The organism is Iningainema tapete BLCC-T55 (assembly GCF_014698965.1).
Lineage (GTDB): Bacteria > Cyanobacteriota > Cyanobacteriia > Cyanobacteriales > Nostocaceae > Iningainema > Iningainema tapete.
In genome coordinates this window covers 1-21,967 of the sequence record NZ_JACXAE010000120.1, presented here as the reverse complement: position 1 = coordinate 21,967, position 21,967 = coordinate 1, and the positions used below count along the sequence as shown (strand labels likewise).

The 21,967-nt window shown below is 42.8% G+C and carries 22 protein-coding genes and 1 pseudogene; 10 read left to right on the top strand and 13 right to left on the bottom strand.

All coding sequences use genetic code 11. The features are described from left to right. Positions 1–90 precede the first annotated feature (90 nt). Entirely contained in the window at positions 91–1,947 is a 1,857-nt protein-coding gene (locus tag ICL16_RS40160) for an iron uptake porin (protein WP_190837391.1), read from the bottom strand. 101 nt (positions 1,948–2,048) lie between these two features. Between ICL16_RS40160 and ICL16_RS40155 the strand changes: the two genes are divergently transcribed. From ICL16_RS40155 to ICL16_RS40140, 4 genes are all read left to right on the top strand, one after another. Continuing rightward, positions 2,049–5,063, top strand: a complete 3,015-nt coding sequence (locus ICL16_RS40155; RefSeq protein ID WP_202895949.1) for a type 2 lanthipeptide synthetase LanM — start codon at positions 2,049–2,051, stop codon at positions 5,061–5,063. Then, positions 5,035–7,176 carry a peptidase domain-containing ABC transporter gene (locus ICL16_RS40150; protein ID WP_190837389.1) on the top strand — a complete coding sequence of 714 codons (2,142 nt, stop codon included), beginning with the start codon at positions 5,035–5,037 and terminating at the stop codon, positions 7,174–7,176. The genes ICL16_RS40155 and ICL16_RS40150 overlap by 29 nt, the downstream gene beginning before the upstream one ends. Positions 7,177–7,315: 139 nt before the next feature. Further along, positions 7,316–7,516: a mersacidin/lichenicidin family type 2 lantibiotic gene (locus tag ICL16_RS40145; protein WP_190837386.1), complete on the top strand. Its 201-nt coding sequence runs from the start codon at positions 7,316–7,318 to the stop codon at positions 7,514–7,516. Between the two features lie 2 nt (positions 7,517–7,518). Then, positions 7,519–8,832, top strand: coding sequence for an HlyD family secretion protein (locus ICL16_RS40140; protein WP_190837384.1), 1,314 nt, complete (start codon positions 7,519–7,521; stop codon positions 8,830–8,832). A 217-nt stretch (positions 8,833–9,049) separates the two neighbouring features. Here the strand turns inward: ICL16_RS40140 and ICL16_RS40135 are convergent, their stop codons facing one another. The 9 genes and pseudogenes from ICL16_RS40135 to ICL16_RS46495 form a co-directional block, all read right to left on the bottom strand. Further along, positions 9,050–9,652, bottom strand: a complete 603-nt coding sequence (locus ICL16_RS40135; protein ID WP_190837382.1) for an MltR family transcriptional regulator — start codon at positions 9,650–9,652, stop codon at positions 9,050–9,052. A 76-nt stretch (positions 9,653–9,728) separates the two neighbouring features. Further along, entirely contained in the window at positions 9,729–9,956 is a 228-nt protein-coding gene (locus ICL16_RS40130) for a hypothetical protein (RefSeq protein ID WP_190837380.1), read from the bottom strand. Between the two features lie 3 nt (positions 9,957–9,959). Beyond that, positions 9,960–10,187 (bottom strand): annotated as a pseudogene (locus ICL16_RS47510) (PIN domain-containing protein); the annotation flags it as partial. Then, on the bottom strand, positions 10,153–10,380 hold the full coding sequence (locus ICL16_RS40125; protein ID WP_190837377.1) for a type II toxin-antitoxin system RelE family toxin: 228 nt from the start codon (positions 10,378–10,380) through the stop codon (positions 10,153–10,155). The pseudogene ICL16_RS47510 and the gene ICL16_RS40125, both read right to left, overlap by 35 nt. A 102-nt stretch (positions 10,381–10,482) precedes the next feature. Then, a complete protein-coding gene (locus ICL16_RS40120) occupies positions 10,483–10,752 on the bottom strand; it encodes a hypothetical protein (protein WP_190837375.1) in 270 nt (89 codons plus the stop codon). Positions 10,753–10,766: 14 nt separating this feature from the next. After that, complete coding sequence (locus ICL16_RS40115; RefSeq protein ID WP_190837373.1) at positions 10,767–11,201, bottom strand: DUF4329 domain-containing protein; 435 nt, start codon at positions 11,199–11,201, stop codon at positions 10,767–10,769. Positions 11,202–11,482: 281 nt separating this feature from the next. Beyond that, entirely contained in the window at positions 11,483–11,758 is a 276-nt protein-coding gene (locus ICL16_RS40110) for a hypothetical protein (RefSeq protein ID WP_190837371.1), read from the bottom strand. A 78-nt stretch (positions 11,759–11,836) separates the two neighbouring features. Continuing rightward, a complete protein-coding gene (locus ICL16_RS40105) occupies positions 11,837–12,043 on the bottom strand; it encodes a hypothetical protein (protein ID WP_190837369.1) in 207 nt (68 codons plus the stop codon). A 170-nt stretch (positions 12,044–12,213) separates the two neighbouring features. Further along, positions 12,214–12,474: a GIY-YIG nuclease family protein gene (locus tag ICL16_RS46495; protein ID WP_238361165.1), complete on the bottom strand. Its 261-nt coding sequence runs from the start codon at positions 12,472–12,474 to the stop codon at positions 12,214–12,216. On the opposite strand from ICL16_RS46495, the gene ICL16_RS46490 reads away from it, so the two are divergent. Further along, entirely contained in the window at positions 12,455–12,775 is a 321-nt protein-coding gene (locus tag ICL16_RS46490; protein ID WP_337907210.1) for a hypothetical protein, read from the top strand. The genes ICL16_RS46495 and ICL16_RS46490 overlap by 20 nt on opposite strands. Positions 12,776–12,850: 75 nt before the next feature. Here the strand turns inward: ICL16_RS46490 and mle are convergent, their stop codons facing one another. Further along, positions 12,851–13,711 (bottom strand): alpha/beta fold macrolide esterase, encoded by an 861-nt coding sequence (gene mle, locus ICL16_RS40090; RefSeq protein WP_190837367.1) that lies wholly within the window; start codon positions 13,709–13,711, stop codon positions 12,851–12,853. Positions 13,712–14,087: 376 nt separating this feature from the next. Here mle and ICL16_RS40085 point away from each other — a divergent pair, with 376 nt between their 5' ends. After that, entirely contained in the window at positions 14,088–15,257 is a 1,170-nt protein-coding gene (locus ICL16_RS40085; protein ID WP_190837365.1) for a GNAT family N-acetyltransferase, read from the top strand. Positions 15,258–15,300: 43 nt separating this feature from the next. Next, on the top strand, positions 15,301–15,540 hold the full coding sequence (locus ICL16_RS40080; RefSeq protein WP_190837363.1) for a hypothetical protein: 240 nt from the start codon (positions 15,301–15,303) through the stop codon (positions 15,538–15,540). Between the two features lie 22 nt (positions 15,541–15,562). On the opposite strand, the gene ICL16_RS40075 is transcribed toward ICL16_RS40080, so the two are convergent. Further along, complete coding sequence (locus ICL16_RS40075; protein ID WP_190837360.1) at positions 15,563–17,275, bottom strand: pentapeptide repeat-containing protein; 1,713 nt, start codon at positions 17,273–17,275, stop codon at positions 15,563–15,565. A 481-nt stretch (positions 17,276–17,756) separates the two neighbouring features. On the opposite strand from ICL16_RS40075, the gene ICL16_RS40070 reads away from it, so the two are divergent. Next, complete coding sequence (locus ICL16_RS40070) at positions 17,757–20,735, top strand: zinc-dependent metalloprotease (protein ID WP_190837357.1); 2,979 nt, start codon at positions 17,757–17,759, stop codon at positions 20,733–20,735. A 110-nt stretch (positions 20,736–20,845) separates the two neighbouring features. On the opposite strand, the gene ICL16_RS40065 is transcribed toward ICL16_RS40070, so the two are convergent. After that, positions 20,846–21,208, bottom strand: a complete 363-nt coding sequence (locus tag ICL16_RS40065) for a hypothetical protein (RefSeq protein ID WP_190837355.1) — start codon at positions 21,206–21,208, stop codon at positions 20,846–20,848. 218 nt (positions 21,209–21,426) lie between these two features. Here ICL16_RS40065 and ICL16_RS40060 point away from each other — a divergent pair, with 218 nt between their 5' ends. Together ICL16_RS40060 and ICL16_RS40055 are read left to right on the top strand one after the other, a co-directional pair. Beyond that, positions 21,427–21,672: a hypothetical protein gene (locus tag ICL16_RS40060; protein ID WP_190837353.1), complete on the top strand. Its 246-nt coding sequence runs from the start codon at positions 21,427–21,429 to the stop codon at positions 21,670–21,672. A 46-nt stretch (positions 21,673–21,718) separates the two neighbouring features. Continuing rightward, on the top strand, positions 21,719–21,967 hold a 249-nt coding region (locus ICL16_RS40055; protein WP_202895948.1), incomplete at its 3' end, for a type II toxin-antitoxin system RelE family toxin.

Genomic DNA, 21,967 nt, shown 5'->3' with positions numbered 1-21,967 from the left:
TAAATTTGACTCATCTTTAAGAATGAATATCATTTTCATTTACTAGTGTCAACTAAAAGCTGAGCAACAATGAAAACCTTTAGTAAATCTTTAGAATAGAAATGTTGCTCTCAGCGTACCGATAACTACATCAGGATTGAGATTAGTTTGGTTAGGCGCAGTCAGCCAAATGACTCCTGGAGTAATCAAGATGTTGTCTGTCAAGCGATACCTGTAAAAGGCTTCAACGTGAAATGGAGTCGCTCGCTCGTCTATGAGACTAAGCAAGTCACTAGTCCCTATAGCATCGGTATTATTAGGAACTCTAGGCGACTGATCTAAAGGAGATGGAACCCTTGATTTAGTTACATAAGGAGAAGCACCAAACACAATACCGCCTAAATTTCCCCGCTTGCCTAAATCGGGAAAAGCTAGAGCGATACCGTAGGTGAGAACATCAGCACTGCTACCGGAGTATCTTGTTCCACTAGCTGTGGTGCCAGATAAACTACTAACATCGCTGTAAGAAACCCAACCGTTGATGGCAAACTTAGGACTAACTTGCCATAACCCAGCAAATCCGTAAGAATCGACTAAATTTGAAGAATTCAATGGATAAATGGGGTTATTCGCTAAACTAGTACCCAAATCGCTAGTAAATATCGGTAAACCAAGCGGATGGTAGCTTTTGCTGTAAATTAAGCCGAAAGATAAACTATCACTGGGTTTGACTGTTAACTGTGCAAGAGCAGAGTATCTACCATTAAACAAACCACCAGCGAAGGTACTATTACGCACTGGTTCAGCAGGATTATTAGCATATGTACCTACATACCCTGCACTCAGACTGATAGCATCGCTAAATTTGTAAGTCAACCCAATACCTGCTCCCGTACCAGTACCGACTCCCATGTTGTAAATAGCACTACGCTGACCGAAATTAGATAAAGAGCCAGTACCGCCATTATCATCATCCCAACTGCTAAAGGTGGTAGGAACATATTCGTGATGCTCTCCACCTACAGCCATCACTACAACATTAAGTTTAGAACCAACGGCAAACTCATAATTTAACTTGCCCAATCCGACACTGTTGTTAGATGGCAATCCACCAAATTCGTTAAAAGTCTGTTGCCCTTCCGTAGTTCTTTGGGCAAAATCTCCGCCCACTGACAGAAAAGCGCCTACAGGATCGGGTCCGTAGCTGAAACCACCATCAGGTCTGTTAGGATGAGGGAAATTACCTGCTTCCAAACGCAGCTTTAAAGCATCTTTACCTGTAAAGCTGGTGATGAAGTTGAGACGAATGCGGTCAGCTAAAACTGTGTTTTGTTTTTCAATCCTAGCATTTAATGGAGCGAAAGGAGGACGATTTACTCCTACCGGGATCGGTCTTCTGCGGGTAAAGGTGACTGTTTGGTTGTCTCCAGAGAGTACATCAGTAAGTGCAAAAATAGCTTCACCTCTGAGTTTGGTGGTGGTAGAAAACTGATTGGCTTCTATTTCGGCAGCTTTTACTTCTACTCTATCCACTCGCCCACGGACCGATGCTAATTCCGCAGCAAATTCCTGTTGTAGTCGTTGCAGCGTAGTTAAATCTTCTTTGTTGACTAAATCAGCAGTGGCTGTAGCAATTAATTCGTTAACACGATCTAAGCAAGCATTCACACCAGCGGCAAACTCGTATCTTGTCAACGCCCGATTACCTCGATAAGTACCATTAGGATACCCTGCTATACAGCCGTAACGCTCTACCAAAGACTGTAACGCAGCAAACGCCCAGTCAGTAGGTTGAACGTCAGAAAACTGTGACACCGAAGTTACTTGCTCTAACGACTCATTGCCTTCGCTTATTGGTGCTACCTCTGTTTCAATTCCTTCATCTGCAATTGCACTTGCTACCGTAGCTAGTAGCGAAATACTTATTGCAAATGTATGACATAAAACGTAATACCACTTTCTCAACATTATAATTTTTTTACTCACACCTGGTTAAAGATAACCATTATCATGATCATCGATCTGATGTAAAGTTAAAAAATTAGAACGGGAGAGGACAGGGGGTGCTTGTGATCAATCAACACTTTCGATCTAATTTCAACCTGGAATCGCAAACAGGTAAGACTTTAGGGTTTTTATATGCCATCATGCCACAACTGTTGGTAGGAGAAGAGCAGTTACATCACGGAATCGAGGCGTTGAAACAGAAGCATTCCCATCTACCTTTTGACAGCAAAGTTGAATCCTTACTATTTGCCAATCTGCCTTCTGAGTTACTGGGGATGTTGCTGCCCACGATGGTGTTAGAACTTAACGTGGCTCGCTTGCGTGGGTTGTTGTCAGGCGTGTCACCCCAAGAGCGATTTACCAGTTTCGTCAAACAATTACAAAATCCAGAAGTAGCGATCGCACTACTACAGGAGTACCCGGTTCTCGCACAACAAGTAGTACTCTACATTAATCAGTGGGTTGCGGCAACATTGGAATTTCTCGAACGCCTGTGTACTGATTGGGAGAAAATCTGCACCACTTTTAGCCAAGAGCAACCCGGTATACTAGTACAAGTATGGAATACAGGCGATCGCCATTGCGGTGGAACAAGCGTAAGCATTGCCAAATTTAGCTCTGGTTTTCAGGTGGTTTACAAACCCAAACCCCTAGCTGTGGATATCCACTTTCAACAACTCCTGACTTGGCTCAACCAAAAAGGCAACCATCCTCAATTCCAAACTGTAAAAATTCTTAACAAAGGTAACTACGGTTGGGTGGAATTTATTACCCCTTCCAGTTGCACATCCTCCGCACAAATCCAGCGTTTTTACCAACGTCTTGGCGGCTATTTAGCTGTACTTTACGCCCTAGAAGCAACAGACTTCCACCAAGAAAATATCATAGCAGCAGGTGAACATCCAATTCCGATTGACCTAGAAACACTTTTCCACCCACGCCTTGTCACACCTAACTCACCAGAATCAATCTTTGTTACTCACCAAGTTCTTGCTAATTCCGTGATGCGCGTTGGGTTACTACCTCAACGTCAGTGGGTAAGAGGTGCAGATGAGGGCATCGACATGAGTGGTATTAGTACTGTCACCGAGCAAATGATTCCTAAGGGTATTCTTTCTGCATCAAAAGTAGGAACCGATGAAATGCAAATTACCCGCAAGCACAAATCAATGCCTAAGAGTCAAAATCGACCGCATTTGAACAACTTAGAGGTGAATGCCCTAGAATATCAACAGGCGATTATTAGTGGATTTACTAATATATATCAGTTATTAATAAAACATAGAGATGTATTACACGATTTACTAACTCACTTTGAATCAGACGAAGTGCGTGTCGTCTTGCGTGATACCCAAACTTATCGGTTATTATTACAAGAGAGTTTCCATCCCGATGTTTTACGTAATACTGTAGACCGTGAACAACTCTTCGATAAACTTTGGGCTGATGTTCCATATCGCTCCTATTTAACTCAGGTAATTCCTTTAGAAAAAAAAGCTTTATGGCATCAAGATGTTCCCTTGTTTAGAACCTGCCCTAATTCAAGGGATTTATGGTTACTTGACGAGCGAATAACCGATTTTTTACCAGAATCAGGCATGACGCTGGTACGGCGACGTATTGAACAGTTAAATGAACAAGATTTAGAAAGACAAGTTTGGTTGATTCAGAATTCCTTAGCAACACTAGCGATGATAGATGCGCAATCGGTGCTGAATACGAGTATGAACTGTGTTTTTGAACCTCACGCAAAGACAAGGCAGTGCGTTGCGGAGGTTCCCTCCGTTGAAGCAACTGCCGCGCAAAGACGCGAAGAAAAGCTTTGCGCCTTTGCGCCTTTGCGTGAGGTTTTCATCCCAAGATTCAGCAACGCCTTACAAGCTGCCTGCGCTATTGCAGACAGGTTGGAGTCACTAGCTTTAAGCGATCGCCAATCAGGTTGGATTGGTTTAGTTAATGTTGGTCAAAGCCATTGGTCTGTTGCTCCCCTGGGTTGGTCTTTGTTTGATGGTCTTCCTGGTATTGCCTTATTTTTGGCTTATTTGGGAGCGATTACTCAACAACAACGCTACACCAAATTAGCCCAAGCTACGCTCTTGACTTTACAACATCAGCTAGAATATGATAAGAACTTAATAAAATCTATAGGTGCTTTTGATGGTTGGGGTGGACTGCTTTATACCCTCACACATCTGGGAGTGTTATGGCATCAATTAGAAGATGATCAGAACTCGCCTTTATTACAGCAAGCAGTTGAAATAGTAGAACTTCTGCCGCCACTGATAGAAAGCGATGAAAAATTGGATATTATTGGGGGTGCAGCAGGCTGTATAGGAGCTTTGCTGAGCTTATATCATTGTATAGGCGATGAACGCATCAAAGAAGTAGCGATCAAATGTGGCGATCGCATATTGTACCGTCTTAAAATGGCACAAGAAACTCAACTTTTGACAGGGTTTTCTCATGGCGCTGCTGGAATAGCTTGGGCATTACTAGAATTAGCTGCACTTACACAAGCAGAACGTTTTCGGACTGCAGCGGTTTCTGCAATAACTTATGAGCGCAGTTTTTTCTCTGTCACTGAGCAAAATTGGCAAGACTTGCGCGTAGGGCAAAAAAAAGATACCTTTGGTGTAGCGTGGAGTCACGGGGCACCGGGAATTGGGCTAGCTCGGTTGCATTGCTTGAAGCATATAGATGACGCAGAAATCCGAGGAGAGATTAACGCTGCAATCTCAACTACTTTAGCGCGGGGGTTTGGGCGCAACCACTCTCTTTGTAACGGCGATTTAGGAAATTTAGAATTGCTATTGTGTGCCAGTCAAATCCTGGATAATTCTGAGTATCGTTCTCATGTCAACCGCATTGCCGCAAGCTTACTGGAAAGCATTAATCAACATGGTTGGCTGTGCGGTGTCAGATACAAGGAGGTGGAAATTCTCGGATTAATGACTGGTATTGCTGGCATTGGCTATGGATTGCTACGTCTTGCAGCACCAAATCGCGTTCCCTCAGTGCTAGTACTTGCACCTCCACAATTTAACAGTAATGAAATATCAGGTTGTTCTACAGCATAGTGAAGAAGATTGCGGCGCAGCATGTTTGGCAGCCATTGCTAAATATTATGGGCAAATTTTTTCTCTCAGTCGCGCTCGCGAAGTGTCGGGAACAGGTACACTGGGAACGACTTTGCTCAATTTAAGGCAAGGTGCTCAAGCATTAGGTTTTGATACGCGGGGAGTTAAAGTAACTCTGGAGCTAGTGGATCAAAAGGCTGTGCCTTTACCAGGGATTATTCATTGGCTGGGTAATCACTGGGTAGTTTTGTATGGGCGGGTGGGGAGGAAGTATGCGATTGCCGATCCGGCGAGCGGAATGCGCTATTTGTCTCAACAAGAGTTGCTTTCTGGTTGGAAGAATGGTGCAATGCTTTTACTTGTACCACGTCCCGACTTTCTGGCGCAACCAGATGATAGAAACAAAATCGGCAGCTTTAGGCGATTGCTCCTGCGCTGTTGGAATTACCGTCACATTCTCGTTGAAGCTTTACTAATCAATCTTTTTATCGGTTTACTGTCTCTTTCTTTTCCCTTTTTGCTGCAAATTCTTACAGATGATGTGTTGATTCAAGGTGATAATAGGGTACTTACTGGGATCGCGATCGCAGTACTGTTGATGAATTTAATTAGTAGTTTACTGAGATTGGTACAATCAAACTTGGTAGCTCATTTTGCTCAACGCTTGGAATTAGATTTGGTGTTGGAATTTGGCAGAGCTATTCTCGGATTGCCCCTATCGTACTACGAATCTCATCGTAGTGGAGAAGTCGTCAGCAGATTGCGAGACATCGAACAACTCAATCAACTCTTAACTAAAGTTGGAGTGACTTTACCTAGTCAATTGTTTGTGGCTGTAACTTCTTTTTTCCTCATGCTCTTCTACAGCCCCAAGCTGGTGATGGTATCTATGTTAATTGTGGTGGTGATGTGTCTGTCAACTGTTGTTTTTCTACCTACACTGCAACAAAAAATTCGTGATGTGTTATTGTTGGCTGGAGAAAATCAAGGTATTCTAGTTGAAACCTTTAAGGGCGCACTGCCTCTTAAAGCTATGAATGCGGCTCCCCATTTTTGGGAGGAGTTTCAAAGCCGTTATGGAAGACAAGCGCACCTGACATTCCGCACGATTCAGATTGTGATTATCAATAATACGTTCTTTGATTTTGTCTCTAAAGCTGGGGGGATTATACTGCTGTGGTTTGGTAGTACTCTGGTGATTAGTCAACAATTGAGCATTGGTCAACTGATTGCTTTTAATAGTCTCAATGGTAATATCTTGATTGTAGTCTCTACTTTGCTGGGCTTTGTCGATCAATTTACTCGTGCCAAAGCTGCCACTGGGCGACTGACTGAAGTAATTGACTCTACGAGAGAAGCTCAGGATGATGTGAAAAAGCCTTTTGCTGAGATTCCCGGTGATGCTGACATCATTTGTAGTAATCTCAATTTTTATCACCCTGGTAGAGTTGATTTGCTCAAGGATTTTTCTCTGACGATTCCTGGTGGTAAAGCGATCGCCTTGATTGGCAAATCTGGCTGTGGTAAAAGTACTTTAGCAAAACTGATTGCCGGTTTGTATCAGCCCCAGTCGGGAAATATACGTATTAATTGTTATAATTTACCAGACCTTTCGCTTAGTTGTATTCGGCAGCAAGTCGTTTTGATTCCCCAAGACGCTCACTTTTGGAGTCGTTCGATTATTGATAATCTACGCTTGGGTTATGAAAATATCACTTTTGCGCAGATTGTTCAAGCTTGTCAAATCGCTGATGCTGATGATTTTATCAGTAAATTGCCGAACAAATATCAAACTGTATTGGGTGAATTTGGCGCAAATCTTTCGGGAGGGCAAAAACAACGATTAGCGATCGCTAGAGGTATTGTCACCGATCCGCCTATTCTAATATTGGATGAATCTACCGCTGCTCTCGATCCAGTTAGTGAAGCGCAAATACTGGAGCGTTTGCTGTCTCATCGTCAAGGCAAAACCACAATTTTGATTTCTCACCGCCCTAGAGTGATTAATCGCGCCGACTGGATTGTGCTGCTCGAAGAAGGAATTGTCATCCAGGGCAACCGTGATGAATTATACAATATATCTGGCAACCATCTAGACTTTTTAATTCCTTAAAATTCGATATATCTACCGATGAATATCATTATCATAATCAAAAAATCATCTTCATAAGCAAAGCCAATGAAAATGATTATCATTCGATGTTAGAGTGGCAATGGAAAGTATAAAAGTTGATTTTTTAATTAGGAGTGCTATGTCTACAGAAGAAATAGTCCGTGCTTGGAAGGACAAAAACTACCGCAACAGCTTGAGCGATCAACAAAAAGCTATGCTGCCATCAAACCCAGCCGGACTAATTGACTTGACAGATGATGACATGATGTCCTTATCAGGTGGGTGTACTATGTGTGGCAACCCAAATCATACCCTAGTTTGGTATGAATGTTTGGAATAATAATGGTAAGTGACTCTCAAGAAAGCTTTCTCCCACCAGCGAAGAGTGAAGAATTTCTGCCCAGCATTAGTTCATGGACAACTATTGGTGGGCTATTTCTCGTTGGTACTGTTTGTGTTGCTTTTACCGTAGCTGCCATCACCAAATATAATGTTACCGTCAGAGCGCCTGCTACCGTTCGTCCGGTGGGAGAACTGCGAGTTGTTCAAGCCGCTGTTGAAGGTAAGATATTACGTATTGAAGTAAAAGAAAATCAGGTAGTTAAACAGGGAGAAGCGATCGCACTCATTGACGATTCACGCCAACAAACGCTCAAAAGCCAACTGCAAAGCAAGCTCGAACTCAGTCGGCAACAACTTGGGCAAATTGATGCTCAATTGAAGTCGTTAGAAAGTCAGAGGGAATCGGAAACAGACTTAATCAAACGTACCATAGCTTCTGCACAAGCCGATCTTAGCGGTAATCAACGCTCATATCAACAGCAGCAAGTGGTAACTCAAACAGAAGTTACTGAAGCAGCCGCAGCATTGGAGTTAGCGAGGGTACAGTTGCAGCAATATCAACAATTGAATAATACTGGTGCGATCGCTCAGTTACAAATTAAGGAGAAAGAACAAGCTTTCAAAGCAGCCCAAGCAAAACTGGAGCGTGCAAAAGCTGCTCTCAATCCTAGTGCCGCATCAGTGAAGATAGCAATAGAGCGAATTGCCCAAGAAAAGGCAAGAGGTGAAACAACTTTAGCTAGGTTGAATAAACAACGAGATGAATTGATTCAGCGTCGAGTTGAAATTAACAATCAACTAAGCCGGGATCAAAAAGAACTGCAACAGATTAATAGTGAATTAAACAAGAGTGTAATTAAAGCTCCCGTAACAGGCACTCTGCTCACACTCAACTTACGCAACCCAAGTCAAATTGTGCGTGCAGGAGAAACTATTGCCCAAATTGCTCCCAACAATGCTCCTCTATATATTAAAGCTCGCGTAGCGGCTGCTGATATTGGCAAGGTTGGAGTTTGCCAAAAACAGGTAAATAAATGTGAACAAGGCAAAGTTTTACTCCGGATTTCTGCTTATCCTTATCCTGAATACGGTGTTCTCAAAGGTGCTGTCAGGGTGATTACTGCTGATACCATTACCTCTGCTGCTGCTTCATACTACGAGGTGACAATTCAGCCAGAAAGAACTTATCTTACCAAGGGCGCTAACTGGTATCATCTCCAACCTGGAATGGAAGTTACAGCAGATATTATTGCTAGAGAGGAGACAGTACTGACATATATTTTGAGAAAGGCAAGACTTTTAACAGATTTGTGAGCAAAGTGTCTATAACTCACTTGATTCTGTAGAACTACCCCTACACCTAGTTACTTACTTTGACGACTTAGGAGAAACCTATGGGAAAACTTCATCAAGTGAGACGGTTTCACCTTCTGCAATTTCCTGAGTGTCCCTCCGTAACGGTTCAAATCAGCGACTGCCGAAAACCTTAAACTCAGCACCGTATCTTTCACAGTCCGCTCCAAGCGAATTGTTAGGCTTCCTCGTTTGTCTCTTCCTGTGTAGAAGGATCACGAACTACACTTTCTACAATTTTCTCAATTAGCTCACGATGCCTCTTCTTATCTTCTTCAGAGGGTGTATCATCAAGTTTCTCAGTGTGAGGTGTAGTTGTGAGTGTAGCTATGTGAATATGACTTAACACTCTCATTACGGCAGCCGTGAAATGTGAACGCGGATCAGCATCATTTTCCTGATAAGAAAAAGATAACTTCTTGCAGCGGTCGCGAATCGACTGAGTTTCAAATGAAATAGTCTCTGTCTTATGTGCAAAATCGTTTCTAATACCTCTAACAATATCTAGATCACACCTGCAATTTCGTGAAATGAGTCCCAAGTAGTAAGCAAGTTTGATTCTGGATGAAAAATTTGATAGAGGTGCTGTTCCTTCAAAAAGATCTTTATCAATATTCTTGTTTTCTACAAGTGATACATAAAGCAGATCTGAAAGACAGACATCTAAATACGCTGCCGCAAACAGCGCACATCCACGATCAGACTCTGATGTTAGTGCTTGACGAAACTGAACAACTTTCTGGGTCTGTGCGGCAAGGTACTCTTGAATTTTTTCGTTCATATCTGAAGCTTATCGGCTCCGTAGTGGGCTAGTAAGACGACGCTATAAACGTGTACCTGTTTCCGAAGCCTAACGGCTAAGTTGAGCGGTGGTTAGTATCCTTTACATCTTCACCAGGATCTCTCGCTCGTCCGCTCCAACGTGTTGTTAGACCGCGCCTCCGCGACAAGCTCACAACTTCTCTACCGCTTGCAGCTTCCTTCTTGCGTAAATCTTCAAATATTGCATCTAGGTCATAATTAAAGGACTTTACGTATGCTTCCCGGATTTGGTGGATTTCTTCGACAATCTCATCTTCCCACATGACCTAATCTCCCATTAGTTCGTTTGGTGTGCACAGAACAGGCAGCACATAGCCGAAATCGAGACTAATCTCCGCCAACTTTCCCTGGATCTGAGCATTTGCAATGTGTTTACAATTCCACGTTAGTAGATAATCCATGCCGTGAACGGTTGCAGCAGCAATGTGAATTGCGTCAACCCTCGCTTTCGGGAGCAAATTACTTCGGAGCAGAAATTGTGCAGCTAAACCCTGTACATCGAACTCGGTAGTCAATGCTGACACGCGCAGAATAGATCGGTTGGCGTTGGCTCACTCGCTTGAACTGCAAACTGTTGTGGTAAGGATCTTCACGCCAAAGTTCATCAGCCTTATCTGCCTGTTCCTGAACTGATGCGGGAAGTCGCTCAAGCCGTTTACGAAATGCTTTTGTGACACTCGATTTCATGGCTTGCGGTCTAACGACCAAGATAAGCGGCGGCGAGAGAGCTAGAACGAAGCGCGAAGACACTCTACCGTCCGCTCCACTGCGTTGTTAGACCGCGCTCACCTATTGACCCCAAAGGACTCTCTGGATGCTGGCATCCTCCGGATTAACCTCAATCATCAAATCTCCACCCCGCCGCCCAATATAATCTTTCGCTCCATAGTTCACTCGCCATACCCAACTACCATCCTGAGAATGTTGAGTTAGGCTAATAATGCTTTGCATGACATCAACATTCAATTCGCGGGCACGTTTATTCGCAGAAGCAATCACGCGGGCAACTGTGACAGCAACATCATCTTGAAGCACATCTGAACTCAACGCTACACTCATAGTTAATCTCCACTCTATAAACCCAAAATCAACGATGTATCCCCGATCTCACTGACTTGTCCATTCGGTTCAATCCAATAGATTTTTGCCTGAGAGATGACAAATTCACCGATGTAAGAAGCTTCCTTCAAATCAGGATCATCTCTCACACCACGCTTATCTGTTTCACTTGGTTCTTGAAGATAATCGCCTCCAGTGTTGGGATGAGTATGAAATGACGCAGCAATGGCAGTTCCTTCAATCTTACACCCTGGATGAGAAGGCAGAAAAATGCTGTTCTGGTCGCCTGTTGCCCAGCGAACAACACTAAAATTTCCTTCAGAATCTTTCAGAATGAAGCCGCCTTCTTCGTGCCCGCCACTTACCCCAGGCTTGGAATCCTCCCACGCCTGTTTTAATTCTGCACAGACTAAAGAATCATTTAAGATTTCTGTATAGCTTTGGTTCATTAGCTAAAGCGGCTGAAGACTTGATGATTATGTCAAACCATTTGGTAGCATAACCTATCTTCAACAAAAAACAAGCCAAGGGAGACTATTAGCTGCTCTAGCCAACAATTCGGTATTGGCAGATTCCCAGATTGTCTTGGCTTTAATCAATTTGTACTTTTACTGTCTATGCTTTGTTTTTCTCTACGCTTCTGCCACTTATCTAACCAAAAAGGAACAGTCAAGATAGGACCAAAATGGGATGGTGATAATGCCGTGTCCATCATCCACAATACCCGAAATCACTTAACCATACGCTCCATGACACCACCACCAAAAGCAGCACCAACATTGTACCCGATTTTGATTCCGAACAGACGAGCATTGGGATGTTTCTCGCTCAAGTATTCAGCAGCACGTAAGCTATTTTCATCAACCTTATAGTCACCTGTCTCAACGTCAATGATGACTATCTTGCCGATGTTTTCTTCAACTTCAACTTCTTGGCGGATTCTGCTTTCGTACAGTTGTTCTGCACGTTGAGCAACTTCCTCACGGCTGAAAAGAATCGCTTGCATATGTTGACTCCCGATCGCTGCGCTGCTTCTTTGAATTCCTCCATCATATCTTATGAGCCAATCTGCTCACACACAACCTTACTGTCCACGTCCTGGTTTACAATCTGCAAAACCTAACGCCTCTGTATCAACAAAGCTAGCGATCGCCATCTCAACCACTGCTTCGATAGGATATTCGATTTCAGCCGCACGAGCAACTAGAGCGGCGCGAATTCGTTCAGGCAAGCGTCCTAAGATGGCTTCGGCATCAGCAGGAGAAAGCTGTTCTTGAAGTTTGGCTTGCATAACTTTACATCTCCGTCGGAATTTGGACGTTGTCAGGTAGTTCAGTGGCTCTTAAAATAATCGCTTCTAGCTCCAATAATAACGCAGGGCTTTCCCAGTGCGAAATTAACTGCATTGCAATTCGCACATCCTCATCGTCATATTTGTCGAGCCATGCCCACAGAAAAGCTTTATGCCTGCCACTGAAACGGATCCCGCAAGCTTTTAGTTTTACCGATGTAGAGTAATCCGTCAGTCCTGTGCCTGATTGCGTAAATGCCAGGACGAGGAGGAATATTTTCAAACCCACGGCTTAAGGGCTGGCATTGTTCAAAGGGAATAAAGGCGAGAAATGTTAGGTAACTGAGGATGCCATCAAATGCACGTCGTTCCCCAAGAGTGAGATTGAGGTAATCTGTTACGTCTTCTGCAATTGATGTTGAAATTGCCAAGAGTATTAAACTACAGGAGGAATTAGAGTTAGATGTTCTAGTTCATGATGAATTTGAACGCACCGACATGGTGGAATTTTTTGGACAGCAGTTATCTGGTTTTGCTTTCACCAAAAATGGTTGGGTGCATTACGGTAGCCGTTATGTTCGTCCGCCAATGATTTACGGTGATGTGGTTCGCACTGCGCCAATGACAGTGCGTGAGTTTAAAGTAGCTCAATCATTAATTTATGCAAGCAGAATGGGCATTATTGAAAGGACAAGACTATGTACAAGATTAAATAGGCTTTTGATGATTTAACGGTTCGCTTGAGCAGCTGTAAGTAACCCTGAATTCAAAACCGAGATTTTTCATCAGTCCGCTCCAAGCGAATTGTTAGGCTGTTTCTTGCTGTGATGCAGTGTGCTTTTCTATCGCTTCAAGAATAACAGACCAGTCGTTGCGATGCAGTTCGTGTCCTGTTCTTGGCAATGGTAGTAATACAGCATCCGGGATCTCTGCTTGCAACGCCAAGCTATGGGCATAGGGTAAAACAGGATCTTCTGTGCCATGAATGACCAGAGTGGGTACAGCGATTTCGTGGAGGCGGTTAACCCATTGTTCTCCGCCGCCAATCAAGGCATGATTAAAGGTCGTCATGAGATTAGGAGTGCGATCGAAGTCAGCCCCAGCTAATTCGCGGATTGCTGATTCATCAAACGGATGGGCTGAACCGGAAATTAATCGCCACGCACCAATCTGATACTCAATCACTGCCTCACGGTTTGCCCAATCCAGTTTACTGGCTTTCGCATGGTATTCAAGGACAGATGGATCGATCCCTTGCATTGTCGGGTCGGTTTCAGCCAAGCGTTCCGAGGCGATTAACGTTAGACTTTTGACCCGTTGAGGATGCTTGAGCGCCATGAGTTGAGCTAGAAATCCTCCGAGCGATATCCCCACTAAATGAGCGCTCTCAATTCCATAGCCATTGAGAACACGAAAAGCATCATCCGCTAGATCTTCAATGGAATAGTGAATGTGACCTGGCTCATAACTTGTTGAGCGCCCTGTGTCTCGGTGATCGTAGCGAATCACATAGCGTCCGAGATCAACTAATTGGCAGCAGAAATCTTCTGCCCACCACACGGCTGAAGCCATCGCTCCCATGATTAATAAAGTTGGTGGATCATCTGGAACACCGAAAGATTCGGAGAAAAGGCGAACTCCGTTATGGCTAATCCATTTACTTTCCATATCTTTTCATATATTGGTTTTCTCATATTTTAGACAATCTCGATTCCAGAGCATTCGTGAGGAGAGATTGTAGAAAAATATAAACCCGTTGTAGAAATACAATTCTTCTAACAAGTAATCTGCTAACAGCGATACGAAATAATTCTCTGATGTGGGGTTATCAACAGAAAAATAATTCCCAGCTGGGAGAAAGAATGAGTATCCGGTTGAAGCAGTTATTGAGATGGCGAACGCCAGTTTCCTCGACACAGAGGCATTGGGTTTTGCTGATTGTAAACCAGGCCGTGGACAATAAAACCTTAACGCATTGTAATTTCAGCTTAGTAACGCTTTTGTATTATAATTGTAGTAAGAGCGTTGCTAGGCGGTAAATGATATGACTTCTTTACTTGACTACAGCCAGATTGCTCCAGAGGAAGAGAGGCGATTGGGATATATCCTGGAGCAGTGTTTTACCATGTCGCCGGGTGAGAGCAAAGTCTTCTTTGAGCGGATTGGCTTAGAGAACTTCCGTGTGATCCGTCGAGATGAGCAAATAGTTGGTGGATTGGCGACTATCCCGATGGGGCAATGGTGGGGTGGTGAGCGTGTACCAATGACGGGGATTGGTGGAGTAGGTATTGCTGTAGAACATCGCGGCACAGGTGCTGCATTATCATTAATGCAGTCTAATGTCAAGGAACTTTATGCAAAAGGTGTAGCGATATCGGCTCTATACCCAGCTATTCAACGCTTATACCGAAAAGTCGGGTATGAGCAGGGAGGTAGCTATTGCGGTTGGGAAATTCCCACTGAGAGTATCCAGGTGAAGGAGCAGCCACTTCCTATTACACCTGTTTCAACAGATTATAAATTTAATGAATTATATGACAATCAAGCAAAACTTACCAACGGATACTTAGACAGACATCAAGGATTGTGGAAGCAATTAATTCGACCAGAAGAGAACGAAGCCGTGTACGCTTATCTCATCGGTTCACTAGACCAACCCCAAGGTTATATTATATTTAGCCAACACAGAGCAGAGAATAGCACTTTTATACGTATTAGGGATTGGGTAGTTCTGACAACTGCTGCTGCACAAACTTTGTGGTGTTTTCTTAGCAATCAACGCTCTGTAATAGATATGGTGCGCTGGAAAAGTTCGCCGATTGATTTGTTAACATTGCTGTTACCTGAACAAAATGTTAAACAAAGGTTTGTGGATCGTTGGATGTTGCGGGTAGTAAATGTTGTGAAGGCGCTGGAGAAGCGAGGCTATCCACCAGATATTCAAGCTCAACTGCACCTCACAGTTGAAGATGAACTGGTAGCCCAAAACAATGGTAATTTCATTCTATCTGTCGCCAACGGACGTGGTGAAGTTAGCAAAGGTGGAAAGGGCGAGTTGAAGTTAGAAATTAAAGGATTAGCTCCGCTCTACACAGGTTTATTTACACCTCATCAATTACAACTAATGGGAAAACTAGAGGCAACACAAACAGCCCTCCTAGCCGCAACTCAAATATTTGCAGGTTTTTCTCCTTGGATGGCAGATTTCTTTTGAGATTAGTAGTTACTCTATAATGGATGGAAATAGAGGAAGCCTTATGACGAAAGTGATTGAAGCATTGCAGTCAGCTCAGTTTCTTGTAGATGCTAACGGTCAGCGAATTGCTGTGCAGCTTAGTCTTACTGCTTGGGAAACCTTGTTAAATTGGATTGAAGATCAAGAAGACAAAGCTATTATAAAAGAGGCTCTACCTAAATTGCAAAGCTTACGAAAGCATTCGGAAAATCCAGATTGGGTAGACTGGTCTGCTGTAAAAGATACTTGGGACAGCGAGTGAGGCTAGTGAATGTACAATTTTCTCACCTTAACCCCATCCTCTGCTTTAATGCATCTGGCACATTCACAGCCTTATCTAAGCCGCGTACACCTTCCCACTCTAGATTCTCATTCCAAGTCATTTTTTCTAGATTAGCTTCGCTCAGGTTAGCGTCACTGAGAATAGCGTAGCTGATATTTGTATAGCTAAGATCTGCACCATTTAGGATTGCACCACTGAGGTTACTACCACTGAGGTTGGCGTTACTGAGATTGGCACTGCTAAAATCTGTGCCAAACAGCATCGCGTTACTTAAGTTAGCACCACTCAGGTTAGCTTCACTGAGAAGAACTCCGCTAAGGTCGGCTTCATTAAGGTTAACTCCCTTAAGATCTACATTGCTAAGATCTGCACCCATTAGCATTGTGCCTTTGAGATTAGCGTTGTTGAGTTTTGCACCATTAAGTTTGGCGTAGCTAAGATCGGCAGCATCAAGTATCGTATCTTTAAGATTGGTGTTGAAAAGAATTGAGTCGCTCAGGTTTGTGCCTCTGAGGATTCCTTGACTCAGGTTTGCACCACTTAAATCAGCACGACACAAGTCAGCGTAACACAAATCCACACCAATAAGATTGGCGTCGCTCAGGTTCGCACCAAAAAGGATCGCATCACAAAGTTGAGCATGACAAAGTTTCGCATCCTTAAGATTGGCGTTTGTTAAGTTAGCACCTCTAAGGTTAGCACCACTTAGGTCGGTGCTGCTGAGATCAGCGCTACTTAGATTTGCACCACCAAGATCTGCACTATTGAGATCGGCACCACTTAGGTTGCTGCTACTTAAATCGATGCGCCAGAGGGTTGCACCACTAAAGTTGGCACTACTAAGGTTGGCATCGCCCAGATTTGCAGCGCTAAGGTTGGCGTGACTGAAGTTCGCACCAATTAAGTTAGCATCGCCCAAATTGACGGCACTAAGGTTTGCTCCACTGAAGTTAACACCTGTTAGGTTGGCATCACCCAGGTAAGCTCCGCTAAAGTTACCGCCTCTAAGAAATTCCCCAACTGTACTACTGAAGTTACCAATTTCTAAAGAATCACTGTAGTTAATTATACGTACCATTTGAGAGGTAAAGAAATAGTTGGAATCTGGTTGACCTGAAGGAAAGAAGATTATTTGGTGCTTTAAGTTTTCTCGCTCTTGAGCATACAGATGTAATTTTAAAAGCAAAATTAATATATTTAATCCCGTATTTATATCTATTTGCCGCAATCCCACGGTCATGTTTTGCGCTAACAGAGTAAGCATCTTTTGCTGAGGTAAATTATCGGGAGGTGCAGCATCAATGAATTCTCCCTGACACCAGCGGCAATAAAAATCATTTAATCGCAGAAAAAGTGGCACTAGGTGAACATCACTAGTAATGAGCTTATTCATCACTTTTTCCACTAATTCAGGTTGTAGTACGCACTCGCCCATCAAATCATAAATTTCATAGTGCATTTGGCGATCGCTAATTTTAAAAGTCTCATCATTTCCTCGTTTTGACCATTCTGCCAAGCTTTGTTGTAGTTTTGATGCATTACAAAACTGTGGTAAATTATTTTGCGCCAACTCAAATTTTGTGTTTTGTGTTTTGATCATTCTCCTTGATGGCAATATAACTTCCGTTGGCACAGAAGTTTTCTGAGGTATTTCTTGTCCCCACGATCTTCTGACATAAGTTAAAAGCTTCCAAACCTGAGATAACTGTGGCATTTTTGTTTCCGTTGCTACTATGCACTTACTGACTAAATAGAGCTTTTTGAGATTTTTTTTTGGCTCCCTATGGATTTTCTCTTTTCAAGAGTTTAGTATTAATAATTACAGTGTTTTTACGTTGAGCATAAATGTGTGCTGTTTTCTTCCTCCTTGACAAAGAAAAATATTTCTAGAAAAAGTATTTTACTTTTCAGTAAAATCAGGTGTTCAAGTTAAGTTGTGATACTATCATTTCGGCAATTTTCTGGTAGTAATGTAAAAATAATACGTACAGTTGGCTAAAGATGCAATTTTTGGGAAAAATACTACAGTACAAAACTTCAAGGCTAAACAATGGCGGTGACATATGATCCCACAAATTAGCTCTTAGATATCCGGCAGCTTACAGTGCTTTCAGGCTAAGCGATTGAGTGAGGAGAGTACAAAGAGTGCAATGCGGGCAATATAACTAGTGAGATTTTTGTCAGGTACATATTTAATGAAGAGATTTACACTTTACACCATTTTGTGGCATGGTTTATTTTTTGGCATCACAACTGTTGACGCCCAGTCTCTAACTTCAACAGAAGCTAGAACACGCTTATACCAAGAACAGAGTAGAGAGGAACGCTCTTACACTCCCCCAAATAATTTCTCCCCCACTCACAAACTCACAAACTCCCCCCAACCCCAGAGGGGACCCCTAGCCCCCACTCCCTCACAGCAAGTTTGGGTGATCGACCAAAATCAATCAGCGCAGCGTCATCCTTATATTTGGGTGGTAAGAAATACTCAACATAGTGGACAGCAACCATTTTTACAAGTTAGTCGAAAACAATTGGTCAAAAATGGTGACGAAAAGTCGGATAATGATTCTAAACCAGCAAAAAAAGAAGAAATAGAGCAGTTTGATCGAGTAGTTAAAGATACTCAAAAGTTACAAGGGTTATTTACGCTCTACCGGAATAAAGAAAAAAACAAAATTTACTTAGAAATTAAGCCAGAACAATTAAATAAAAATTACCTAGCAACAGCGACATTAGAATCTGGGATCGGCGAAGCTGGAATATATAGTGGAATGCCGTTACAAGATTTTTTATTTTACTTTAACCGCGTCGGTAATAACTTGCAATTTGTAGTTCGCAATGTAAACTTTAGAACAAATGAAGGAGATCCACAAGCGCGATCGCGTTCCCGATCCTTCAGCGACTCAGTGCTATACAGTATTTCCATCAAAAGTATTCATCCACAACGCAAAACGATTCTCATCGACTTGAGCGAGTTACTACTTACAGACCTAGCTGGATTATCTTCTAGTTTAGGAGTATCTAGCCCAAGTACAGAGAATTCCTACTTTGGAAGTGCTAAAGCATTCCCAGAGAACATGGAAATTGAATCAGTTTTGAATTTTTCCAGTATTGGTGATAGTCATCGAGCGGAAGAAAAAATACCATTATTTGCCACTCTCCCCGACCAACGTGGCTTTACCCTGCGCCTCCACTACAGTTTGTCTCAACTACCACAAAACAACTACCAACCACGTTTAGCTGACGATCGCATCGGCTATTTCCTCACCGCTTACCAAGACTTATCCAACGACGATCGCCGCGATCCATTTGTCCGCTATATTAATCGCTGGCATTTAGAAAAACAAGATCCCAAAGCCGCAATTTCTCCACCCAAACAACCAATAGTCTTCTGGATTGATAACGCCGTTCCCGAACAATACCGTGCGGCAATCACAGAAGGAGTCCTTATGTGGAACAAAGCTTTTGAAAAAGCGGGATTTAAGAATGCAATTCAAGTGCGGCAAATGCCAGACAAAGCCGATTTTGACCCTGCCGACATACGTTATAACACAATTCGCTGGATCAATACAGTAGATGGATACTTTGCCATGGGACCATCTCGTGTTAATCCTTTAACAGGGCAAATTTTGAACGCCACCATCTTAGTAGATGCTAGCTTTGTCCGCGCTCTCAAGAGTGATTATCGCCGAATTGTCCAACCACAAACTAACACTCGCACTTCTTTATCAGCATTCATGCAAAATCGCCTGCTGTGCGCCAATGGTTTAGAACCAAGAGGTAACAGTATACAGAAAAATGCTGACATTCAAAAACCCATCAAGGATTTTACACAGCGTTTATCCAAACTTGCTGGGGAGTACGACCTTTGCTACGGTATGGAAGCTGCTAACCAGTTCTCTTTAGGTACAATGGCGATGTCACTTTTACAAAATGTACCACCTAGTAGCGAACAAATTAAAGATTACATCCATCAATATTTACGGTTAATTATTGCTCATGAAGTAGGACATACTTTGGGGTTAAGACATAATTTCCGTGGTAGTACCATGCTACCACCAGAACAGCTCAACAATAAGGAGATTACTCAGAACAAAGGTTTGGTTACGTCGGTGATGGATTACATTCCACCAAATCTTGCACCCCAGGGGATCAAGCAGGGAGACTATTTTCCCACTAAGGTAGGACCTTATGATCAGTGGGCAATTCAGTACGGCTACACACCAGCACCTACAGATGAAAAAGCATTTTTGGCGAAAATTGCTGGACAATCTTACAAACCGGAGTTAAGTTACTCTACAGATGAGGATGTGTTTGACCTTGATCCAACTGCCGATGCTTGGGATAACAGTGGTGATGTGCTGATGTACTCTCAGTGGCAGTTAGATAATTCTCGGTTAATGTGGGATCGTCTCAACACTCGTTATCCAAGTAAAGGAGATAGTTATAGCGATGTAAGCGAAAGGTTTGGTACTGTCTTAGGTAATTATTTTCAGAATATATATTATACCACAAAATACATAGGTGGTCAATCTTTTTACCGAGTTCATGCAGGCGATCCCCATGGGCGATTACCATTTCAACCAGTGCCAATAGAAAAACAAAGACAGGCATTGACAATCGTACAAAAATATGTATTTGCCGAAGATGCTTTTAACTTCTCACCGGAACTATTGAATAAATTAGCACCTTCCCGTTGGCGACATTGGGGCAGTTCTCCCCGAATTGGAAGGTTGGACTATCCAATTCATGACTTGGTGTTGTTCATGCAGAGTTTGGTGTTGTCGGAATTACTATCAGGCGATCGCCTCGGACGACTTAAGGATATCGAACTAAAAAGCCAACAAGATGAAGCTCTGACGCTTCCCGAACTATTTAACACATTGCAATCAGGAATTTGGACTGAGGTGTTAAAACCAAAAGGTGATCTAATTAAAATTTCTAGTTTACGTCGTGGCTTGCAGCGAGAATACCTGGACATCTTAACAGGTATGGTGTTGCGCCAAGAAAAAGTGCCGGAAGATGCACGTACACTGGCTTGGTATAAACTTCGGCAACTAAGCGAAAAGCTGGAGCAAGCGCGTTCAAACGACGAATACACCAAAGCACACTTGCTCGAAACACGCGATCGAATTAACAAAACTCTGAACGCACCATTGCAAGGAAAGTAGCAGCTGTGGAGTGGGCGTCCCCGCCTATTATCTAGGACGGGCAAGATGCCCATCTCACAAAAGATGCCCATCTCACAAAAGATGTAATTTATTTAGTTTGTATTCCTATATTAGACTGGCATGGGCGCTTGACCTCGCATTTGCCGTATAGCATTAAGACAAGATGGGCAATCACAACCAAACATCGCGATCGCAGTATCACTTTCTTCCTCAGTGAATTGCAACTCAGGAACTCTATTTGACTCAGATTGGGGTGTTGTCACCTTTGGCTTAGGAGTCACTGTAGTTGTTTTACTTACCCGTACACAAACTAATTTTTTGTTAGCGGCATGGGGATTGGGTACGCAGTTGACACCATTGCCTGGAATTACTGTTTGATTAGCCATAGCTGGTTGGGTAGTCATAACCACAGACAACACAGAGGCAAACAGTGCAGGAGATGAAAGCAAGGCGAGGACAAACTTTTTGCTCATTAACTCAAAATCTATCTTTAGTAACTAGACAAGTATGGCACTAATGTTTTCACATCACTAGTTAACAATCAGTGCAACCAGAAACAATTGCACAAACAAAATTGTAAAATAACTAGCCAAATCAATGGCAAGTTTAAACCCTCGACCAATTTAACATCAAGCAAGTTCCCCATACTTATATACTAGAGTTAGTAGTAGTGATATCAACTCATAAGCCAATGCCAACTTATGAAGAAGTTCTCAGTTTAGCTCAACGTCTGAGCCGTGATGAGCAAATCCGGTTGCGGGAAGCATTAACAACTTTAGTACAAATTCCTGTGGAAGTGGAAGGAACTGATGAGATCATCCCGCCAGAAGAAATTGCCGAAAGTGAGGTAGCTTTACAGGATTATCTGGCAGGGCGCGATGTTGGAGTATCAAAAGAGGAATTAAAACGCAAGTTATTTAGGAGCAAATTTGGCTGATTGGCAGTATATAGTTTTGAAACCCGCTCTACGGTATTTGGAGCGAATGTCAGCTGAAGATCAACAGCGTATTATCAATGCTTTAGATATTCTTGTTAGCGATCCTACCACCCTTGATATAAAACCTCTCAAAGGTCGTCCGGAATCGCGGCTTCGGGTGGGGAAGTACCGGGTTTTATTTGTGGAGGATAGCGATAATCGCACATACATTATCACTGTAACCTATATTCCGCACCCAATAGTGTCACAATCGGTAATTACTGAAATAAAAAAGCAAACCAAGAATAAAATGAGA